Source organism: Thermococcus sp. 21S7, assembly GCF_012027615.1.
In the GTDB taxonomy this organism is placed as follows: Archaea; Methanobacteriota_B; Thermococci; order Thermococcales; family Thermococcaceae; genus Thermococcus.
This window is the reverse complement of record NZ_SNUT01000002.1, coordinates 38,773-56,356: the sequence shown is the minus strand read 5'-3', so window position 1 is coordinate 56,356 and position 17,584 is coordinate 38,773. Positions and strand designations below refer to the sequence as shown.

Sequence of the window (17,584 nt, the reverse complement as noted above, 5' to 3'; positions counted from 1 at the left end):
GGGTCGCTGGTTTCAACTTAGAGTTAGAAGAGTTCGGCATTTAAGGGTTTTGATGCCGGGTAGAAAATGGAGAAGGAACTCACTCGCCCACGGCGGCCTTCCAAGCGTCCAGAACCGCCCTGGCCCTGTCGAATATCTTCTGGGCGGCCTCCTCCAGGACCTTTTCCGGCGTAACCTTGCCGTCGGTGACGATTCTGAACTTCGGCTTCCGCGCCATGAGAACCGGGTGCTCGATGGTGTAGCCCGCGAAGGTCACGTGCTTGTTCTCGTGGAGCACCTCGTTGAGCAGGTTGGCGAAGGTGTGATCCTCCCCCTCAAGGTAGAACTCGATGACGTTTTCCTCACGCTTGATGACCTCAATCTTCATTTTCCTCACCTTCTAAGTGTTTGAGGAGCTCTTTCATCGCCTGCTCCTTGTTCTTCACCAGTTCGTATTTAAACTTATCCTCCTTCCACTCGGCGAGGCCGAGTTCAACGAGCAGGTCGATGACCTCCATCGGGTCGAGGTTTTTGAGAACCGCCACTGGGAGGATAACCTCCCTTATCTGCCTGGTGGTCTGGAGGGAGACCTCCGAGAGGTACTCGCCGAGCGTTCCGGTCAGTGAAACCAGCTCTTCCCAGGGCATGGAGGTTATCAGCTCGCCCTCCCTCAGTTCAACGGTTTCTCCGAGAAGCTCAAGGGTTTTCACGAGTATCGGGGTCGAGACGCTCGCCCCCGCCTCACGAAGGAAGTCGTCTATCGTGTAGCGGTAGAGGCCGCGCCTGTCGGGATAGAGCTTGGCCCTGACGCGGCTGTGTATCTCCCGTATCCTGCGGATGGCTTCCCTGATGTCCTCCTTGGTTCCCTGGACGTTTATCTTGAGGTCGTTGAGCTTGGCGTGAACGTAGATGAACGCGGGAAGGCGAAGCCTCTGGAGCTCTCTGAGGAACTCCTCCTTCTCCCTGTCGTCGCGGACGTGAATCGTTATTACCTTCTTTGCCCTCGCCATGCTCACACCTTCAGCTTCCTGTACAGTGATGAGAGCTTTCTGGTCTCGACGTGGCCGCAGCGCGGGCAGATGAGTTTGTCGCCGCGCCTCACGAGGGGAGCCCTGCACCTGGAGCAGAGGGCGTAGACAACACCCAGGTCGTGACCCTTTGTGGACAGCTGGATTGGGCTCTTCTCGTTCGCTATGACCCTCGCCCTGATTATGTCGCCTATCTTGAACTCGCTGCTCATGCCCTCCACGTAGCCCTCCCTCACCTGGGAGATGTGGATTCCAGCGAGTTTCGATGTCGCTATCTCCCTGTCGTTCCTTCCCTCGATTTTAATAAGCTGAACTATCGCCGCTTGGGGCTTGACCTCAAGTATCTTTGCGATGACGATGTCGCCCGGCTGCGGAAGCGGGGGTGTGTCCGTCACGGGCTCAACGCTTATCTCCATTTTACTCTGGTCTATCTTCACCTTACCCGCCCTTATTGCATAGAGCTCACCGTTCTCCTCCTTAACGCCCTCGCCGGGAAAGTATTCCTCGATGACGCCGAGGTAGTCGCCGGGAAGAACCAGGTCACCGTTCCTTGCACTCCTCTTTTCATCCATTCTCCCACACCTCCATGAAAGTTCCAGCCCGGATTTTTTAAGCCTTTGCCATGCGGGAGGATTTATAAGGGCGAAGGGAAAAGTTTTAGTAATTCCAATTGAGCCTATGGTGGTGGTTAAGGATGAGAATGCTTCTGATACACAGCGACTATTTGGAATACGAGGTAAAAGACAAGGCCCTCAAGAACCCGGAGCCGATAAGTGACGAGCAGAAGAAGGGCAGACTTGAGGAGGTTCTTGCGGTTTTCATGAGCGTTGAGAAGGCCGACGAGACCAACCCGGAGGAGGTCGTTGAGAAGGCCGTTGCCGAGATTAAGGACGTTGCATCGCAGGTTAAGGCCGACAGGATATTCGTTTACCCCTTCGCACACCTCAGCAGCGAACTCGCGAAGCCCGACGTGGCGCTGAAGGTTCTCCAGAAAATAGAAGAGAAGCTGAAAGAGGAGGGCTTCGAGGTCAAGCGCGCCCCCTTCGGCTACTACAAGGCCTTCAAGCTGAGCTGCAAGGGCCATCCGCTGGCGGAGCTCAGCAGAACGATAGTCCCGAGCGGAGAGGCGGTTTCAAAGGAGGAGCGCAACATAGCCCTTGAGAAGGAGGAGGAGCTGAAGAGCTACTGGTACGTGCTCACGCCGGAGGGCGAGCTGGTCGAGGTCGATAAGTTCGACTTCACCGGTCACGAGAACCTCAGGAAGTTCGCCAACTACGAGATAAGCAAGAACAGGATAGCCGACAGGGAGCCGCCGCACGTCAGGCTCATGCTCGAACACGAGCTGGTTGATTACGAACCGGGAAGCGACGGCGGAAACCTCAGGTATTACCCCAAGGGAAGGCTCATCAAGGGACTGCTTGAGCAGTACGTCACCGAGAAGGTGATAGAGTACGGCGCCATGGAGGTCGAGACTCCGATTATGTACGACTTCGAGCACCCCGCTCTGGAGAAGTACCTCAACCGCTTCCCGGCGAGGCAGTACGTCGTCAAGAGCGGCGACAAGAAGTTCTTCCTCCGCTTCGCGGCCTGCTTCGGCCAGTTCCTCATCAAGAAGGACGCCACCATAAGCTACCGCAACCTGCCGCTCAGGATGTACGAGCTCACCCGCTACTCCTTCAGGCGCGAGAAGAGCGGCGAGCTTAGTGGTTTGAGGAGGCTCAGGGCCTTCACGATGCCCGATATGCACACCGTGGCTAAGGACCTCAAGCAGGCCATGGACGAGTTCAAGAAGCAGTACAAGCTCAGCATGGAGGTTCTCAGGGGAGTTGGCCTCACCCCTGACGACTACGAGGTCGCCATAAGGTTCACCGAGGACTTCTGGAAGGAGAACAGGGACTTCATCGTCGAGCTGGCGAGGATAATCGGCAAGCCCGTCCTCATCGAGATGTGGAAGCAGAGGTTCTTCTACTTCATACTCAAGTTCGAGTTCAACTTCGTGGACAACCTCGACAAAGCCGCAGCCCTCAGCACAGTCCAGATCGACGTCGAGAACGCCGAGCGCTTCGGCATAACCTACTACAACGAGGAAGGCAAGGAGGAGCACCCGCTCATACTCCACTGCTCGCCGAGCGGAGCCATAGAGCGCGTTATGTACGCCATCCTTGAGAAGCAGGCAAAACTTCAGGCTATGGGCAAGAAGCCGATGTTCCCGCTCTGGCTCAGCCCGATACAGGTCCGCGTTGTCCCGGTCAGCGAGGAGGTCATGGACTACGCGCTCTACGTGGCCGGAAAGCTGGAGGGGGCAAAGATTCGCGTTGATGTCGATGACACCGGCGACAGGCTCAACAAGAAGATAAGGAAGGCCGAGAAGGAGTGGATTCCCTACGTGGTCGTTGTCGGCAGGAACGAGAAGGAGCAGGGCACCGTAACCGTCAGGAGAAGGGATGGTCCCCAGGTCGAGATGCAACTCGAAGACCTCATCAAGGAGATCAGGGGGAAGACCGAGGGCTTCCCGTACAGGCCGAGGCCCCTGCCTCTGCTACTCAGCAGGCGCCCCAAGTTCAGGGGTTAATTCTTTCAGCTTTTTCAGGAATATCTTTTCTTTGCTCTTTCTCACCGATAGGTGATACACACTGGGTTCAAACTCGGCGTATGGCGCTTTCAACAGGTAAAGGAGTTCCTTTATATGGTCTTCCCGAATCCACGACTTGGCAAGAAGAACGTAGTCACTGAGGTTTGAGACCCAAGCAACAAAACGCTTTGAAACCATATCGGAGTTGAGTGGGAGAACCAGAACGGACTCTGGGAATCTCACACTCCTCGCGGCCACAGTTTGGTTCAGCAACTTCAGAGTATTTTCCTCTCCCAGCATCATGGCGGCACCATCGAGGGTGTAGACGAGCCGCAGCACCTTGCCGGACTTCACCCTATCCCGCAGGGGACCGCAGTATATCCTGTCTATTTTGGGGTTTATCGTCTCCGGTTCGACCCTATCGAGGTAGAAGACGCCGGGAACTTCGTCCTCTACCTTAGCGTATCTAGAACCAAACACGTCTATAATTGCGAGGTCGCCGCTTTCCAGTGAGCTTCTCAAGTCGAAACCCACACCCTTCCCCCCTTTGTATAAAGCTCCTAAGCGGGACGCTGTAGTTAGATATTATCCCAAAATAGCCCTCACTAACCGCCCTCTTGAGAAAAAGGAGGGGAATCTGCCAGGCGGAGGAATATGCATCGTAGATAACTGAGATTGTGGAACCGGCAACGTGTTCACTTGGAAATATCTTCAGGATATCGAGTTCAGGCATGCCTTCACCCGCCCCCTCCCGGGGCCCCCGTCATTATCTCGCTGAGGAAGTCCCGGGCCTCCTCGCTGAAGTCCGCCATTGGAACCTCCTTGCCGTACTTGTCGTAGATTTTACCGTCCCTGAAGTTTATCTCAAAGACTTCGTAGCGCTCCTCGCTCTTCTCGTGGTGCTTTATGCCGTGTCCCTTGAGGTGCCTCTCCAGGCTCTCAACGTCAACGTACTTTCCGCACTCCTCGCACTTGTAGAACTGCCAGAAGATGTAATCCTGGCCGGCGAGCATGTTGTTCTTGATGTGGTTGATGAAGGCCCCCCCGAGGTACTCGTAGAAGTCCTCCTGGATGAGGTTCCCCCCGTCCTCGACGACCTTGAAGCCGCTCCAGACTATGTGGTCGTTTATGTCCGCGAGGGTCGCCTTCAGGTAGCGGTAGGTCAGTACAAAGACGCCGTTGTGGATGAAGAAGACGCTCTTGTCAGGGATGGCGATGATTCTGATTCCCCCGCCGCTCCCGTTTTCAGCCATCTTCTCGGCGTGTTCCCTGTTGTCGGCGACCTCTATCGTGACCCTGACGTTGCTCTTCTTGTGAAGTCCGGTTATCTTTCCATCGTTTATCTCCCAGTGATAGTCATCCAGATATCTCACCTGGGCGTAGACCTTCTTGATTCTCGGGCTCAGCTCACCGTAGGCCATTAATCACCACCGTGATGAAATCTCGCCCAACGTTAATAAGCTTTAGCGGAAAATTTTAAAAAGGGTCTTTCCGCCAGGGGCTGGCCCCGATGATGGAAAGCTACCTTCCGAAGCGCCTCTGCCTCTTCTGGTACTCGCGGATGATTCTGAGGAAGTCTATCTTCCTGAACTCGGGGAAGTAAACGTCGACGAAGAAGAGTTCGCTGTAGGCGATTTGATACAAGAGGAAGTTGCTTATCCTCTCCTCCCCGCCCGTTCTTATAACGATGTCGGGGTCGGGCATGTTCGGGTAGTACAGGTACTCCTTTATGAGTTCCTCGTCAACGTCCTCCGGTTTTATCTTTCCTGCTAAGGCGTCCCTTACTATGTCTCTCACGGCGTCGGCTATCTCGCTCCTCCCCCCGTAGGCAAGGGCTATGTTGAGGGTGTAGTTGCCGTACTTCCTCGTGGCCTTTTCAGCCTCTTCAGCGGCTTTCCTGACGTTTTCTGGCAGGAGCTCCCTTCTCCCCAGTACGTTCACCCGAATCTCATACCTGTGAACCCTCTCGTCCTTGAGCAGCTCCCTGAACTTCTCCTCGAAGAGGTTCATGAGGGCGTTTACCTCCTCGGGGGTTCTCCTGAAGTTCTCGGTGGAGAAGGCATAAACGGTGAGCGTCCTTATGCCGAGCTCGCGGCACCACTCCAGTATCTCCTCAAGCTTCTGGGAGCCGAAGAGGTGCCCGTACCAGGGGGGCTTCTCCAGCTTCCGCGCCCATCTCCTGTTCCCGTCCATGATTATGGCCACGTGCTTTGGGATGCGGCCGCTCTTAACCCTGTCCAGAAGATAGCCCTCGTAAACATCGTAAACGGGCTTGAATAAAATGTGGGGAACGTGGGAAACCAGACGGGAAATCATGACCATCACTCGATTTTCTTCCTGCCAGAGAGGTGCATCCCGGCAAGCTCGATATAAATCTCGGCGTTCTTCTTGGTCCACTCGATTTCCTCCTCGCTGAGCTGCCTGACGACCTTGCCCGGAACGCCGACGACCAGGCTGTAGTCGGGTATCTCCTTGCCGGGCGGTACGAGCGCCCCGGCGCCGATGACGACGTGCTTGCCTATCTTGGCACCATCCAGAACGACGGCGCCCATGCCTATGATGGTGTAGTCGCCAATCTCGGCACCGTGAACGACGGCGTTGTGGCCTATTGTAACGTACCTGCCTATTATCGTGGGCTGCCCGTGGGAGGTGTGTATGCTGACGTTATCCTGGACGTTCGAACCTTCGCCGACATGGATTCTCTCTATGTCCCCCCTCAGAACCGCCGACGGCCAGACGCTCGTCTTCGCCTCAAGAACAACATCGCCTATGACCGAGGCGGTTTCATCGATGAAAGCGGTCTCATGAATTTTAGGCTTCTTTCCGGCCAACTCATAAATCGCCATGTCCATCACCGGCCTTAACTCCACGACATAGCTTATAAACCTAACCGGGCAATAGGGGATGAGGGGGTGCAATGAAGTACAGAAGGGGTGCGAGTGCAGAGAGGGAGCTTATAAAGATGCTCGAAAAGGCCGGTTTCGCGGTGGTGCGCTCCGCCGGGAGCAAGAAAATCGACATAGTGGCCGGCAACGGAAGGCTGTACCTCTGCATAGAGGTGAAGAGCACCAGGGGCGAGAGGTTATACTTCAGCAGCGAGGATTACGAGAAGCTCGTCTCCTTTGCCGGAAAGTTCGGTGCGGAGCCCCTTATAGCGGTCAAGTTCGTGAACAACGGCTGGCGCTTCTTCCGCCCGGAGAACCTGAAAAAAAGCGGCAAAAACTATAAGGTAAGTCTGCAAACAAGGAACTATCTTACCTTCGACGAGGTTATCGGGAGGCAGAGGTCCCTCGAAGGGGTGGTAAAGGGTGAAGTTTAAGGGCATACTGCCGATAATCCTGCTGGTTCCGATTCTCCTCCCGTACGTGAGCGCCCAGCCGGTTATTCATGTCTCGGCCCTCAACCACGAGTTTTCGGGATTGCCAGGGGATACCCTCGTGATTCCCTTCAACGTCACGAACCTGGGGAACGAAACTCTGAGCAACTTCAGCGTCTACCTTTCGGGGCCCGCCGAGGGTTTTCTGTACCAGACCAAGGTTATAAGGGAGCCCCTCGGGCCCGGAGGTAGCATAAGTGATACGATAGTACTCAAGATTCTGAACGCCGGGCCCGGCCTTTACACCGTGAGGCTCGTCGCACGGGTTGGGGAGGTGTACAGCGAGGATGTCATCCACGTCAGGGTAAAGACCCTTATGGACTTCAGACTGACGATAACGGCCGATGACAGATACATATACGGGAAGGAGAAGGACGTTCTGCTCGAAATATCCTCCCGGTCAAACGGCATCCTCAGCGGGAGGGTGGGCTACTCCCTTGAGGGACCCGGCGGAAGGATCCTCAACGTAACCACCGTGACCTACGTCCGTCCCGGCGGCAGCTGGCGGGAGACCGTGCCCATAAAGGGCCTCTCCCCCGGACGGTACACGGTTTCACTGTGGGCGAACTTCAGTGGAGTTTACAGGGAGACCAGAAGAACCTTCGAGATTTACCAGAGGAACCTAACGTACAGGGCGTATTACAAAGGGGGAGCGATTTACGTCCGGATTCTGGAGGGCAGCGCCGGGGTCGGGGACATCGACGTTTACATAAACGGGGCGCACTTCACAACGGACGAAAACGGCCTGGTCGAATATCCCGTAACGGGGCCGGGCACCTACGGAATCGTCATGAACCTGGACGGGAGGATTGAGAGGACTTCCGTTGAGGTGCAGAGGTTAACGGTCGACGTCGGACAGCTGAAGGACGAACTCTGGGTGAGGGTGAGAAACCCTTCCGGCCCCGTTCCGAACGTCACGGTTGTGGTCTCGGGGCCGGAGGGAACGGCGTACTGCGTTACCAACACGACCGGGGCGGCACTCGTAAACCTCAACAAAACCGGCTACGGGACCCTGATGGTGAGGGCCGAGAGCGACCGGTACCTCCCCGGGGAGGCGACGATAAAGGTCATCCCCCCCGAGACGGAGACCCCCACTACCACCACGCCGACAACGACCACGGCACCGCTGACCACCGCCACCACCCCGGCAAAGCCCCCCAGGAACTACGGCCCGCTGGCGGCCATACTCCTGATCGCGGGTGCGGTTCTGGCCGGAAGTTCGTACGTAGCGTTCTTCAGACCGATAGTCCAGGAGGAAACCCTCGACAGGTACTACTTCGTGAAGGTGAAGGCGCCGAGGTTGAGGGGTGTTGATAACTTCAGGTTCGAGAAGGGCGTCAACGCAGTAGTGGTCAGGGCGACGAAGGGGAACGCGAAAATAGGCGACGGAAAAGTTGTGTGGGAGATAGACCACCTGGAGCCGGAGGAGGAGGCCTACCTGCAGGTCATCCTCGGCTGAATCCCTTTTCTTTCGTAAACCTTATTAACACGGGCGGATACATTCAGATGGAAATCTAAAGGAGGCGAAAGCCATGGCGAACATTGAACTGCTCAGGAAAATTGTGGAGGCGCCGGGAGTTTCCGGCTACGAGTTCCTTGGAATAAGGGACGTCGTTTTTGAGGCCCTGAAGGACCACGTGGACGAGATATACGTTGACAAGCTCGGCAACGTTATCGCCCACAAGAAGGGGAACGGGCCGAGGATAATGATCGCGGCCCACATGGACAAGATAGGCGTCATGGTCAACCACATAGACAAGGAGGGCTACCTCCACGTCGTTCCCGTTGGAGGCGTTGACCCAAGAACCCTCGTCGCCCAGAGGATAAGGTTCTTCACCGAGAAGGGCGAGCGCTTTGGAGTCGTCGGCCACATACCGCCCCACCTCCAGAAGCCAGAGGACAGGAAGAAGGCCGCGGACTGGGACACCATCGTTGTGGACGTCGGCGCGGACAGCAGGGAAGAAGCCGAGGAGATGGGCTTCCGCGTCGGGACCGTCGGTGAGTTCGCCCCAGCCTTCGTCCAGCTCAACGAGAACAGGATCGCCACCCCGTACCTCGACGACCGCGTCTGCCTCTACGCCATGATAGAGACCGCCAGGGCAGTTGAGAACCACAAGGCTGACATATACTTCGTCGCCTCCGTGCAGGAGGAGGTCGGCCTCCGCGGTGCCAGAGTCGCCAGCTACGCCATAGACCCGGAGATAGGCATAGCCATGGACGTTACCTTCGCCAAGCAGGTCGGCGACAAGGGTAAAATCGTGCCCAAGCTCGGAGGCGGCCCGGTTATGGACGTCGGCCCGAACATCAACCCCAAGGTCAGGGCCTTCGCAGACGAGGTCGCCAAGAAGTACGAGATACCGCTCCAGGTTGAGGCTTCACCGAGGCCGACCGGAACCGACGCCAACATAATGCAGATCAACCGGGAGGGCGTTGCGACGGCCGTTCTCAGCATACCGATAAGGTACATGCACAGCCAGGTCGAGACGGCTGACCTCAGGGACATCGACAAGACCATCGAGTTCGCCAAGCACTTCCTTGAGGAGCTTCGTGAGATGGACCTCACTCCGTGAGCAGCCTCCCCGTGAGGCCTCTTCTCTTCTTCCTTTGGAAAGGTTTATCTCCCCAAAGGCGAATTAAACAACGGTGGGAAAAGTGGGGACAGAGCCTACACCGGGCCGGTTCCCGCCTTCGATTGAGGGCTCCCTCACCCCACACGCGAGCTGGAAGAAACCTGGGCCTTTGGAGGGGTGTTGAGGGTGATACTCCTCGTATCCATTGGAATGGTCGAGGGGCGGGTGATTAAGGCAGTGGGAGAGTTCATCGGTTCTTACTACGCATCCCTGGGCATTCCCGTCGCGGTGGGTGATTCCCTCCCCGAGAACTGGTTCTCCGACGCTTACAATCCTCTGAGACGCCAGTACCTTGGGAGGAAGTTCCTGCCACCCCTCTCCAAACTGAGAATGGAGAAAAAAGCGCACGCCGTCCTTGGGATAACCAGCCTCGACCTCTACGAGGAGGGGCTGAACTTCGTCTTTGGCCTCGCACACGCCGGACTTGGGGCGGCGGTTATCTCGACGTTCAGGCTCAGACCCGAATCCTACGGAGATGCCCCGGACGAGGGGCTCTTCATCGAGAGGGCAATCAAGGAGGCCATGCACGAGCTGGGCCACGTTTTTGGCCTGGGGCACTGCCCGGATGAGCGGTGCGTTATGCACTTCTCCAACTCCATCCTTGACACTGACATCAAGGAACCAGTTTACTGTCCCGTGTGTTTTGGGAGACTTAAGAAAAACCTGGAGGTTGAGTTATGATAGAGATTGAGGTTAAGGGATACGCAAACGAGGATGTGTTTGAGCGCGTTAGGGAGAGCTTTGAGCTGATACGAAAGGAGCACCACGAGGACACCTACTTCAGACACCCGTGCAGGGATTTCGCCGAAACCGACGAAGCCCTCAGGATAAGGATAAGACGCTTCAACGGGCACTTCGAGGCGTTTCTCACGTACAAGGGGCCAAAGATAGACCAGAACTCGAAGACCCGGAAGGAGATAGAGGTTCCAATAAGCGACCCCGACAGGCACACGGAGATACTCAGAAGCCTAGGGTTTGAGGAGGTTCTAACCATAGAGAAGACGAGGGAGAAGTACTACGTGGACAAGGGCATCATAATAGATTTGGATGAGGTAGAAGGCCTCGGCAAGTTCATTGAGATTGAGATGCTGACCCAGGAGCCCGGGGAGATAACTGGTATCATAGAAAGACTCAAAAACATCTTAAAGGAGTTAGGGGTAAAAAAATTTGAAACTAGGTCATACCTAGAACTCATAATGGAGGGAAGAGGAGAACATGGGAAAGCTCGATGAGTTCTTTAAGCTGATGGCCAAAGAAGAAAGCAAAAAATCGGACCTTGAGATACTTGAAGATATAGAGGAGCACCTGAGCGAGGACAACATCGATATGGCCATACTCCAGCTCAAAGAGATAAAGAAAGACCACAACCTGTTCCTTGCATTGAGGATGATAATAAGAAAGCTCATATCTGAAATCAAACTAAACATGGAATCTCCAGAATCCCCCAACACCGGAGCGTACGGGCCAAGTTGAAGGAGATAACCCTTCTTACCAACACCATCCTCAGCCCCCTCCAGAGGGCGATACTACTTTCCGACCTGGCGGCGCTGTTCTACTACCTCAAGGATGATATGAACGGGGACATGGCCATAAAAGCAGCCATCGACCTGTCCTCAAACCATCCAAACATTATGAAGGAGATTATCCTGAACATGATCAACAAGGGGTTGCTTGATAAAGCCGCGTATGCCATGAAACTTGTTAAAGACCCAGAAAAGCTGGACATGATACTCGTCCAGCTGGCGGAGATGCTCTACAGGGAGGGCGAAGTTGAGAAAGCTACGGTAATCCTAAGGCACATCACCAGCCCGTTCCACAGGGTAATGGCCCTGTATTCAATCGCATCAATAGTTGCCGAGAGGGACAGGGAAGAGGCCGAGAAAATCCTTGGAGTGGCGTTCAGAATAGCCGAGAAGATAAAGGACCCAAACTCACGGTTTGAGGTAAACATGAAGCTCTACGAGCTTAAAGGCAAGCTTGAAGGCGAGAATATCACACTGGAAGGAATTCTCTCAAGGGAGGATAATCCCTGACGTCGATTCCCTTTTTTCTAAGCTCGTGAAAAATCTCCAAACCCGCAGGTATCTTGACACCCAGTTTTTTCAGGGTTTCCGCCTCCTCGGCTATCTCCCCGGGGGTTCCCTCCAGGACGATTTCTCCCCCCGCCATGACCAGCACCCTGTCGGCGAAGCGGAGGATGTAGTCGGTGTGGTGCTCGACCAGAACCACAGTGATGCCGTGCTCCTTCCGGAGGAGGGAGATGAGTCCCAGGACTTCCTTCCGCCCGACGGGATCGAGCTGGGACGTCGGTTCATCCAGAACAAGCACGGCCGGATCCATGGCCAGAACCGCCGCTATGGCCAGCCTCTGCTGCTGCCCCCCGCTCAGGTTGGGCGGGAACTCGTTTTCAAGTCCCCTCAGTCCGGTTACCTCCAGCGCCCACCGGAGTCTTCTGAGTATCTCGTTTCTATCGAATCCCAGGTTCTCAAGGCCGAAGGCTATCTCCTCCTCGACGGTCATATTGAAGAGCTGGCTCTCAGGATTCTGAAGTACGAGGCCGACGAGCGTTGAGAGCTTCGCCACCGGAGTCTCCTTGGTGTTGTACTCCTCCCCGGTCTCCGGGTCCCTAATTATTACATCGCCCGAGAAATCACCCTTTATCGAGTTGGGAATCACGCCGTTGAGGGTCAGGCAGAGCGTGGATTTTCCGCTCCCGCTCGGCCCGATTATCCCGAGGAGCTCTCCCTGCCTAACTTTGAAGCTCACGTTCTTCAGCGAATACTCCCCCGCCCTCCTGTACCTGAAGCTGAGGTCCTCCACGCTTATGACGTTCATCTCCTCGTCACCACCCTCGGGGCGAGGAAGAACACGCTTATGATGAACACAAGGGTCGAGAATATCTCCAGCCTCCCAATCCACATGTGGAGGATGAGGAGGATTTTGATGTCAACAGGCAGTGCCGGGGAGGTTATACCGATGCTGAGGCCAACGTTGCCCTGGGCTGACGAAATCTCAAAGAACGAATCCGTCAGGCTCGTACCGAGGCGGAGCATCGTGTAGAGCGTGCCCATAAGAAGGAAGGCGAAGTACGTCATCGTGAAGCTCATAACCTCCTGAATGTCCTCCTCACTGAAAAGGTAGTTGCCAACCTTCCTCTTGATGACGGCACCCTTGGGCAGTATTGCGCTCTGGAGGGTCCACTTGAGGCTCTCGTACATTAGTATGACGCGTATGAGCTTTATGCCGCCCGCGGTGCTTCCCGCGCCGCCGCCGATAACCATGAGAATGCCGAGTATGAACTTGCCAAGCTCCGGGTACTTGCTCAGGTCGGCGATTCCGAATCCAGTACAGGTTATGGCCGAAACGGAGTGAAAAACTGCCTGCCTGAGGGCGTCGCCTATGCCGTCCCCAACCTGGGTGAGGCTGAGGGCTATTAGCGCTATCGCGGGGAACAGGAAGATGAACATGTACTTGACCTGAACGTCCTCGAAGAAGGGCTTGAGGTGTCTGTCCCTGAAGAGCCTGTAGTGAACGGTGAAGTTGACGGCGCCCATTATCATAAGGAATATAGTGACGGCCTCTATGGAGGTGCTGTTAAAGTAGCCGATGCTCAGGTCGTGGCTGCTCATACCGCCCGTCCCAAGGCCGGTCATGGAGTGTATGACGGCATCAAAGAGCGACATTCCGTTGATGTAGTACAGGTAAACGCCCACAACGGTCAGGACAAAGTAAATCTGGAAGATAACCTTCGAAGTGTTCACCAAGTTGGGAACTATCCTCTCGCTCCTCGCCTCGGCGCGGTAAAGCCTGGCCGCCGCAACACCGGGGCGGATGAGAATGGTCAACGCAACCAGCACGATACCGATTCCACCGAGCCACTGCATCCAGGCGCGCCAGAAGAGGAGTATGTGGGGATAGCTCTCAAGGTGGCTCATCATGGTGAGACCGGTGCCGGTCCACGCACTCATGCTCTCGAAATACGAGTCAACGAATGACATGTTGGCTATGTAGATAAAGGGTACGACGCTTATGAGCGATGCGAAGAGCCAGGTAAAGGCGGCCGAGACCATGGCCTGTCTGAGGTTAACATCTTCAATCTTACCCATGTGCCTCGCGAGCCATGCGCCGAGCAGAATGGAGAACACTCCAGGAAGGGCAAAGTACACAACGTAATTGATTTCATCGGGGTAGAGCCACACGAGCAGCACCGGGAAGAGGTACGCCAGTCCAACACCCTGAAGGATCGCCCCGATGAGGTTTTTGACCACGAAGATGTCATCCGAGATGTTGATGTACTTTCTGAGCTCTAGCATGGGCCCACCGTAGAGGTAGGGTCTGCACCAAATAAAAGGTTTTTCCCGGAGTGGAAAGGTTTAAGGGGTAATGAGGTCTTTTTATGGCGGTGATAGAAAGTGGACGAGAGAGAGGCACTCATAAAGGCAGGGGAGATAGCACGCCAGGTGAAGAAGGAAGTCGCCGACATGATAAAGCCGGGGGCAAAGCTCTACGACATCGCGGAGTTCGTGGAGAGGCGCATAGTTGAACTCGGCGGAAAGCCCGCCTTTCCGTGCAACCTATCAATAAACGAAATCGCCGCCCACTACACGCCGTACAAAGGCGACGACAGCGTCCTCAAGGAGGGGGACTACCTCAAGGTTGACCTCGGCGTCCACGTGGACGGATACATAGCGGACACAGCCATGACGTTCAGGGTTGGGATGGAAGAGGACGATCTGATGGCCGCCTCCAGGGAGGCCCTTGAGAACGCCATAAGCGTGATACGCGCGGGCGTCAAAATCAGCGAGATTGGAAAGGCGATAGAGGAGGCCATACGCGGTTACGGTTTCAATCCCATAGTCAACCTCAGCGGCCACAAAATAGACCGCTACAAGCTCCACGCGGGGGTAAGCATCCCCAACATATACCGCCCCAACGACAGCTACGTCCTCAAGGAGGGGGACGTCATCGCGATAGAGCCCTTCGCGACCACAGGTGCCGGGCAGGTCATAGAGGTTCCGCCGGCGCTCATATTCATGCACATCCGTGACAGGCCGGTGAGGATGGCCCAGGCCAGGCGGCTCCTCATGCACATAAAGAGGGAGTACAACGGCCTTCCCTTCGCCTACCGCTGGCTTCAGGGATTCATGCCGGAGGGACAGCTCAAGCTTGCCCTGGCTCAGCTCGACAGGGCCGGAGCGGTTTACAGCTATCCCATATTGAGGGAGGTTCGCGGCGGCCTGGTGAGCCAGTTCGAGCACACCGTCATCGTGGAAAAGGAGGGTGCATACATAACAACCTGAGCAGGCTCTTAGAAAAAGCTTGAGCAAAAGTCAAAATTCCGTGAATACGGCGGAGAACTGCATCTCCTTTTCAATTTTGGCGGCGGGTGGAGTTTTATCCAAACACCGGCTTGACTGGATTTCATCCATTCCAACATCCGGAGGGTGTCTTGTCAAAGGGAACACAATAAGAAGTGTGAAAATCTGGAAAGCAACCCTCAATGGGCTCGGCAGTTGGCGCCGGGGCAGGGATTTGAACCCTGGTGCGCAAAGCGCACGGGATCTCGAGTCCCGCGCCTTCCCAGGCTAGGCTACCCCGGCGCGGTCTTTGGTTTGCTAACCGGTTTTATAAATCTTTCCGCGAAAACTTTATTAACTTAAATTAACTAAAAGCTCTCGGTTGCAAAGGTTTAAATTATTGGCCACCCTAATAATAAGTGAAAAGGAGGTGGCAGAAATGGTCGGTATTCTTGTGCAGGAGGTTATGACCGACAGGTTCCAGAAAATAGACATCGACGCCCCGCTTTCTGAGGCGATCGGAATTTTTGAGAAGGAAGACCCCGACCTTATTCTGGTCTTCGACGGAAACCTGTACAAGGGAGTCCTGACTCAGGACCTGATAGTACGCTCCCACCTCAAGTGGGACCCAACCAAGGCCAAGGTTAAAGACGTCTACAAGACCGCCCCGGTTATTAAACCGGATGAGGACCTCAGCAAGGCCGCCAAGCTCATGATCGAGGTTGACCTGCGCTCCCTCCCTGTTGGGGAGAGCAAGGCTGAAATCACAGGTGTTATAAGCGATATGGAGCTCCTCAACAGGATCGTTAAGGAGGAGTTCGGGGAAAAGAAAGTCGAGGACTTCATGACGAAGGACGTTATAACCCTGAAGCCCGACGACACGGTCGCAAAGGCGCTCGCAACGATGCGCGACCACGCAATCTCAAGGATACCCGTGGTAAACGAGGAAGGAAGACTTGAGGGCCTCGTTACCCTGCACGATCTGATAATAAGGTTCATCAAGCCCCGCTTTAAGGCCCAGTACGGAGAGGTCGCCGGTGAAAAGATACCCCCCTTCAGCATGCAGCTCCGCGACGTGATGATAAGGGGTGTTATAACCATACCTGCCGAGGCAACGCTGAGGGACGCCGTCAAGACGATGATGGACAACGATATAGACGGACTAGTTGTCGTTGACGAGGGCAACAGGGTCAGGGGAATCCTCACCGTCAAGGACATGCTCCTGCCAATCTCAAGAATGGTTGAGAAGGAGGTTCGCTTCTACCTCCAGCTTGGCGGAGACGCGGATGTGCTCAGCGACTTCACGAGGGAGAGGATAATCGAGGACGTGAGGCGCTTCGTTGACGGCTACGAAGACCTCCTCGGCCAGGAGGGCATAATCTACCTCTACATCAGGCGCTTCAACGAGCGCTTCAGGGGAGTGCACCTCTACCAGGCCAGGATGAGGGTGGTGACGGACAGGGGAGTGTTCATAGCAACCGGAGAAACCTGGGGCGCGATACAGGCCGTTCACGACGCACTTAGGGCAATCGAGAGACAGCTCCTCCAGAAGGCGGAGCTTGAGAAGGACACCCACTACTACAAGCGCTTCCTTGAAAAGATGGGACTGGATTGAAAGCTACACCTCCTCAAATTCCCTTTTTATTATCCTTGCCTGGTGGGGATCCAGGGTATTGACATCAATTACAAGGAACATCGTTCCCCCCGCACTCACGATTCTATCCTTGACGTTGAGCACGAACTTGATGGCGTTCTCGAATCCGTTCTCAACCATCAGGTACTCGAAAACGTCCAGATAAACCGTCCTATATCCCTGCTCCACAGCTTTAGCCATCAAATCAGTCAAAATGTCGATTCTCGATGGACTTATGGCGTATATTGCCGGCGAATCTTCCAGCTTTCCCTCCTTTGCCCTAGTCACCCAGAACACGAGGGACTCAGACGGCAGTGCTTTTCTCAGTTCCTCAACGTTTCGTCGGGTTACCAGAACAATGCCTCCCCGCTTCACAAGGTCGGCCAGAACATTATCTCCCACGGATTTGCTCGGAACAAGAACGCCGCCCGGGGGCAGAGAGTTCATCTCAATTCTCCGCACAGGCTTAAATGGGTAGAACACAAATTTTATCGCCCCCACAGCCGCCACGAGTCTGAACGTTGCCCCCAAGAGGAATCCAATTGGGGCAAACCAGTCCAGAAAGCGAGTCACGGGATAGGTGAGGTTTAGGGCGCCAAGGAGCATTAAGCCCCACGGAAACAGACTTTCAACCTTGTGGTCGGAAATTAAGTTCTTCTTCAGAACGAATCCAATGTAGATGAGTGAGCTTCCGAGTGCAAAGGAGGGAAGAATCGCACGCTCGGTAGGGTCACTAAAGGCGTCCGTGGCCAGGAGTATGAGCCAGATATACGAGATTATAAAGAACACGGACATATAAACAACGTGCTTGAACCTGCTCCCGCCATGCTTCAAATGTATGGCGCCCCAAATGAGAAGAAACGCGATGAAAAAGTTGGGTATCTTCGCGGCTATCATATAGGCCTCGGGGTGTATATTGAAACCCAGTGGTTCCAGAATATAGCTCTCCACATCCAAGGCGTTGATGAAGAACGCGGTGGTCAGGAGGGCCCATCCCTTTTCCCTCGTGGAGTACGCCTTGTAGAACACGGTGATGAAGAGCACCCATCTCGATAAAAAGTTTAAATAC

General features: G+C 55.1%; 20 protein-coding genes and 1 tRNA gene. 10 read left to right on the top strand and 11 right to left on the bottom strand.

The window, feature by feature from the left end:
* Positions 1-79: 79 nt before the first annotated feature.
* From E3E51_RS03530 to E3E51_RS03520, 3 genes are read right to left on the bottom strand one after another with little or no spacing between them, the layout of a single operon-like run.
* Entirely contained in the window at positions 80-367 is a 288-nt protein-coding gene (locus E3E51_RS03530) for a DNA-directed RNA polymerase subunit L (protein WP_167911773.1), read from the bottom strand.
* Positions 357-989, bottom strand: a complete 633-nt coding sequence (locus E3E51_RS03525) for a DUF2067 family protein (RefSeq protein ID WP_167911772.1) — start codon at positions 987-989, stop codon at positions 357-359. Before E3E51_RS03525 ends, E3E51_RS03530 begins: the two co-directional genes overlap by 11 nt.
* 2 nt (positions 990-991) lie before the next feature.
* Positions 992-1,579, bottom strand: coding sequence for an exosome complex RNA-binding protein Csl4 (locus tag E3E51_RS03520; RefSeq protein WP_167911771.1), 588 nt, complete (start codon positions 1,577-1,579; stop codon positions 992-994).
* 122 nt (positions 1,580-1,701) lie between these two features.
* Between E3E51_RS03520 and E3E51_RS03515 the strand changes: the two genes are divergently transcribed.
* Positions 1,702-3,579: a threonine--tRNA ligase gene (locus tag E3E51_RS03515; RefSeq protein WP_167911770.1), complete on the top strand. Its 1,878-nt coding sequence runs from the start codon at positions 1,702-1,704 to the stop codon at positions 3,577-3,579.
* On the opposite strand, the gene E3E51_RS03510 is transcribed toward E3E51_RS03515, so the two are convergent.
* The 4 genes from E3E51_RS03510 to E3E51_RS03495 form a co-directional block, all read right to left on the bottom strand.
* A complete protein-coding gene (locus E3E51_RS03510) occupies positions 3,547-4,113 on the bottom strand; it encodes a hypothetical protein (protein ID WP_240924243.1) in 567 nt (188 codons plus the stop codon). The two genes, E3E51_RS03515 and E3E51_RS03510, sit on opposite strands and share 33 nt — an antisense overlap.
* 203 nt (positions 4,114-4,316) lie before the next feature.
* The gene (locus E3E51_RS03505; protein WP_167911769.1) at positions 4,317-5,000 is read right to left on the bottom strand and encodes a TBP-interacting protein; all 684 of its coding nucleotides are present in this window, start codon (positions 4,998-5,000) and stop codon (positions 4,317-4,319) included.
* Positions 5,001-5,100: 100 nt separating this feature from the next.
* Entirely contained in the window at positions 5,101-5,895 is a 795-nt protein-coding gene (gene uppS, locus E3E51_RS03500) for a polyprenyl diphosphate synthase (RefSeq protein ID WP_167912099.1), read from the bottom strand.
* Positions 5,896-5,900: 5 nt separating this feature from the next.
* Positions 5,901-6,425: a gamma carbonic anhydrase family protein gene (locus E3E51_RS03495; RefSeq protein ID WP_167912098.1), complete on the bottom strand. Its 525-nt coding sequence runs from the start codon at positions 6,423-6,425 to the stop codon at positions 5,901-5,903.
* A gap of 71 nt (positions 6,426-6,496) precedes the next feature.
* On the opposite strand from E3E51_RS03495, the gene hjc reads away from it, so the two are divergent.
* The 7 genes from hjc to E3E51_RS03460 all read left to right on the top strand — a co-directional run bounded on the left by hjc (position 6,497) and on the right by E3E51_RS03460 (position 11,618).
* Positions 6,497-6,898, top strand: a complete 402-nt coding sequence (gene hjc / locus E3E51_RS03490; RefSeq protein ID WP_167911768.1) for a Holliday junction resolvase Hjc — start codon at positions 6,497-6,499, stop codon at positions 6,896-6,898.
* The gene (locus E3E51_RS03485; RefSeq protein ID WP_167911767.1) at positions 6,888-8,414 is read left to right on the top strand and encodes a hypothetical protein; all 1,527 of its coding nucleotides are present in this window, start codon (positions 6,888-6,890) and stop codon (positions 8,412-8,414) included. The genes hjc and E3E51_RS03485 overlap by 11 nt, the downstream gene beginning before the upstream one ends.
* A gap of 73 nt (positions 8,415-8,487) precedes the next feature.
* A complete protein-coding gene (locus E3E51_RS03480) occupies positions 8,488-9,525 on the top strand; it encodes a lysyl aminopeptidase (protein ID WP_167911766.1) in 1,038 nt (345 codons plus the stop codon).
* A gap of 186 nt (positions 9,526-9,711) precedes the next feature.
* Positions 9,712-10,266: an archaemetzincin family Zn-dependent metalloprotease gene (locus E3E51_RS03475; RefSeq protein WP_167911765.1), complete on the top strand. Its 555-nt coding sequence runs from the start codon at positions 9,712-9,714 to the stop codon at positions 10,264-10,266.
* Positions 10,263-10,817, top strand: a complete 555-nt coding sequence (gene cyaB / locus E3E51_RS03470; protein WP_167911764.1) for a class IV adenylate cyclase — start codon at positions 10,263-10,265, stop codon at positions 10,815-10,817. Before E3E51_RS03475 ends, cyaB begins: the two co-directional genes overlap by 4 nt.
* Complete coding sequence (locus E3E51_RS03465) at positions 10,801-11,058, top strand: hypothetical protein (protein ID WP_167911763.1); 258 nt, start codon at positions 10,801-10,803, stop codon at positions 11,056-11,058. Before cyaB ends, E3E51_RS03465 begins: the two co-directional genes overlap by 17 nt.
* Positions 11,055-11,618 carry a hypothetical protein gene (locus tag E3E51_RS03460; protein ID WP_167911762.1) on the top strand — a complete coding sequence of 188 codons (564 nt, stop codon included), beginning with the start codon at positions 11,055-11,057 and terminating at the stop codon, positions 11,616-11,618. The genes E3E51_RS03465 and E3E51_RS03460 overlap by 4 nt, the downstream gene beginning before the upstream one ends.
* Here E3E51_RS03460 and E3E51_RS03455 read toward each other — a convergent pair.
* A complete protein-coding gene (locus E3E51_RS03455; RefSeq protein ID WP_167911761.1) occupies positions 11,578-12,420 on the bottom strand; it encodes an ATP-binding cassette domain-containing protein in 843 nt (280 codons plus the stop codon). The two genes, E3E51_RS03460 and E3E51_RS03455, sit on opposite strands and share 41 nt — an antisense overlap.
* Positions 12,417-13,898, bottom strand: coding sequence for a TrkH family potassium uptake protein (locus E3E51_RS03450; RefSeq protein ID WP_167911760.1), 1,482 nt, complete (start codon positions 13,896-13,898; stop codon positions 12,417-12,419). Before E3E51_RS03450 ends, E3E51_RS03455 begins: the two co-directional genes overlap by 4 nt.
* 99 nt (positions 13,899-13,997) lie before the next feature.
* On the opposite strand from E3E51_RS03450, the gene map reads away from it, so the two are divergent.
* The gene (map, locus tag E3E51_RS03445; RefSeq protein WP_167911759.1) at positions 13,998-14,885 is read left to right on the top strand and encodes a type II methionyl aminopeptidase; all 888 of its coding nucleotides are present in this window, start codon (positions 13,998-14,000) and stop codon (positions 14,883-14,885) included.
* A 214-nt stretch (positions 14,886-15,099) separates the two neighbouring features.
* Here map and E3E51_RS03440 read toward each other — a convergent pair.
* Positions 15,100-15,185, bottom strand: a tRNA-Ser gene (locus E3E51_RS03440).
* Positions 15,186-15,321: 136 nt separating this feature from the next.
* Between E3E51_RS03440 and E3E51_RS03435 the strand changes: the two genes are divergently transcribed.
* Positions 15,322-16,497, top strand: coding sequence for a CBS domain-containing protein (locus E3E51_RS03435; RefSeq protein WP_167911758.1), 1,176 nt, complete (start codon positions 15,322-15,324; stop codon positions 16,495-16,497).
* Positions 16,498-16,500: 3 nt separating this feature from the next.
* On the opposite strand, the gene E3E51_RS03430 is transcribed toward E3E51_RS03435, so the two are convergent.
* Positions 16,501-17,544, bottom strand: a complete 1,044-nt coding sequence (locus E3E51_RS03430) for a DUF835 domain-containing protein (protein WP_346765935.1) — start codon at positions 17,542-17,544, stop codon at positions 16,501-16,503.
* Between the last annotated feature and the right edge of the window lie 40 nt (positions 17,545-17,584).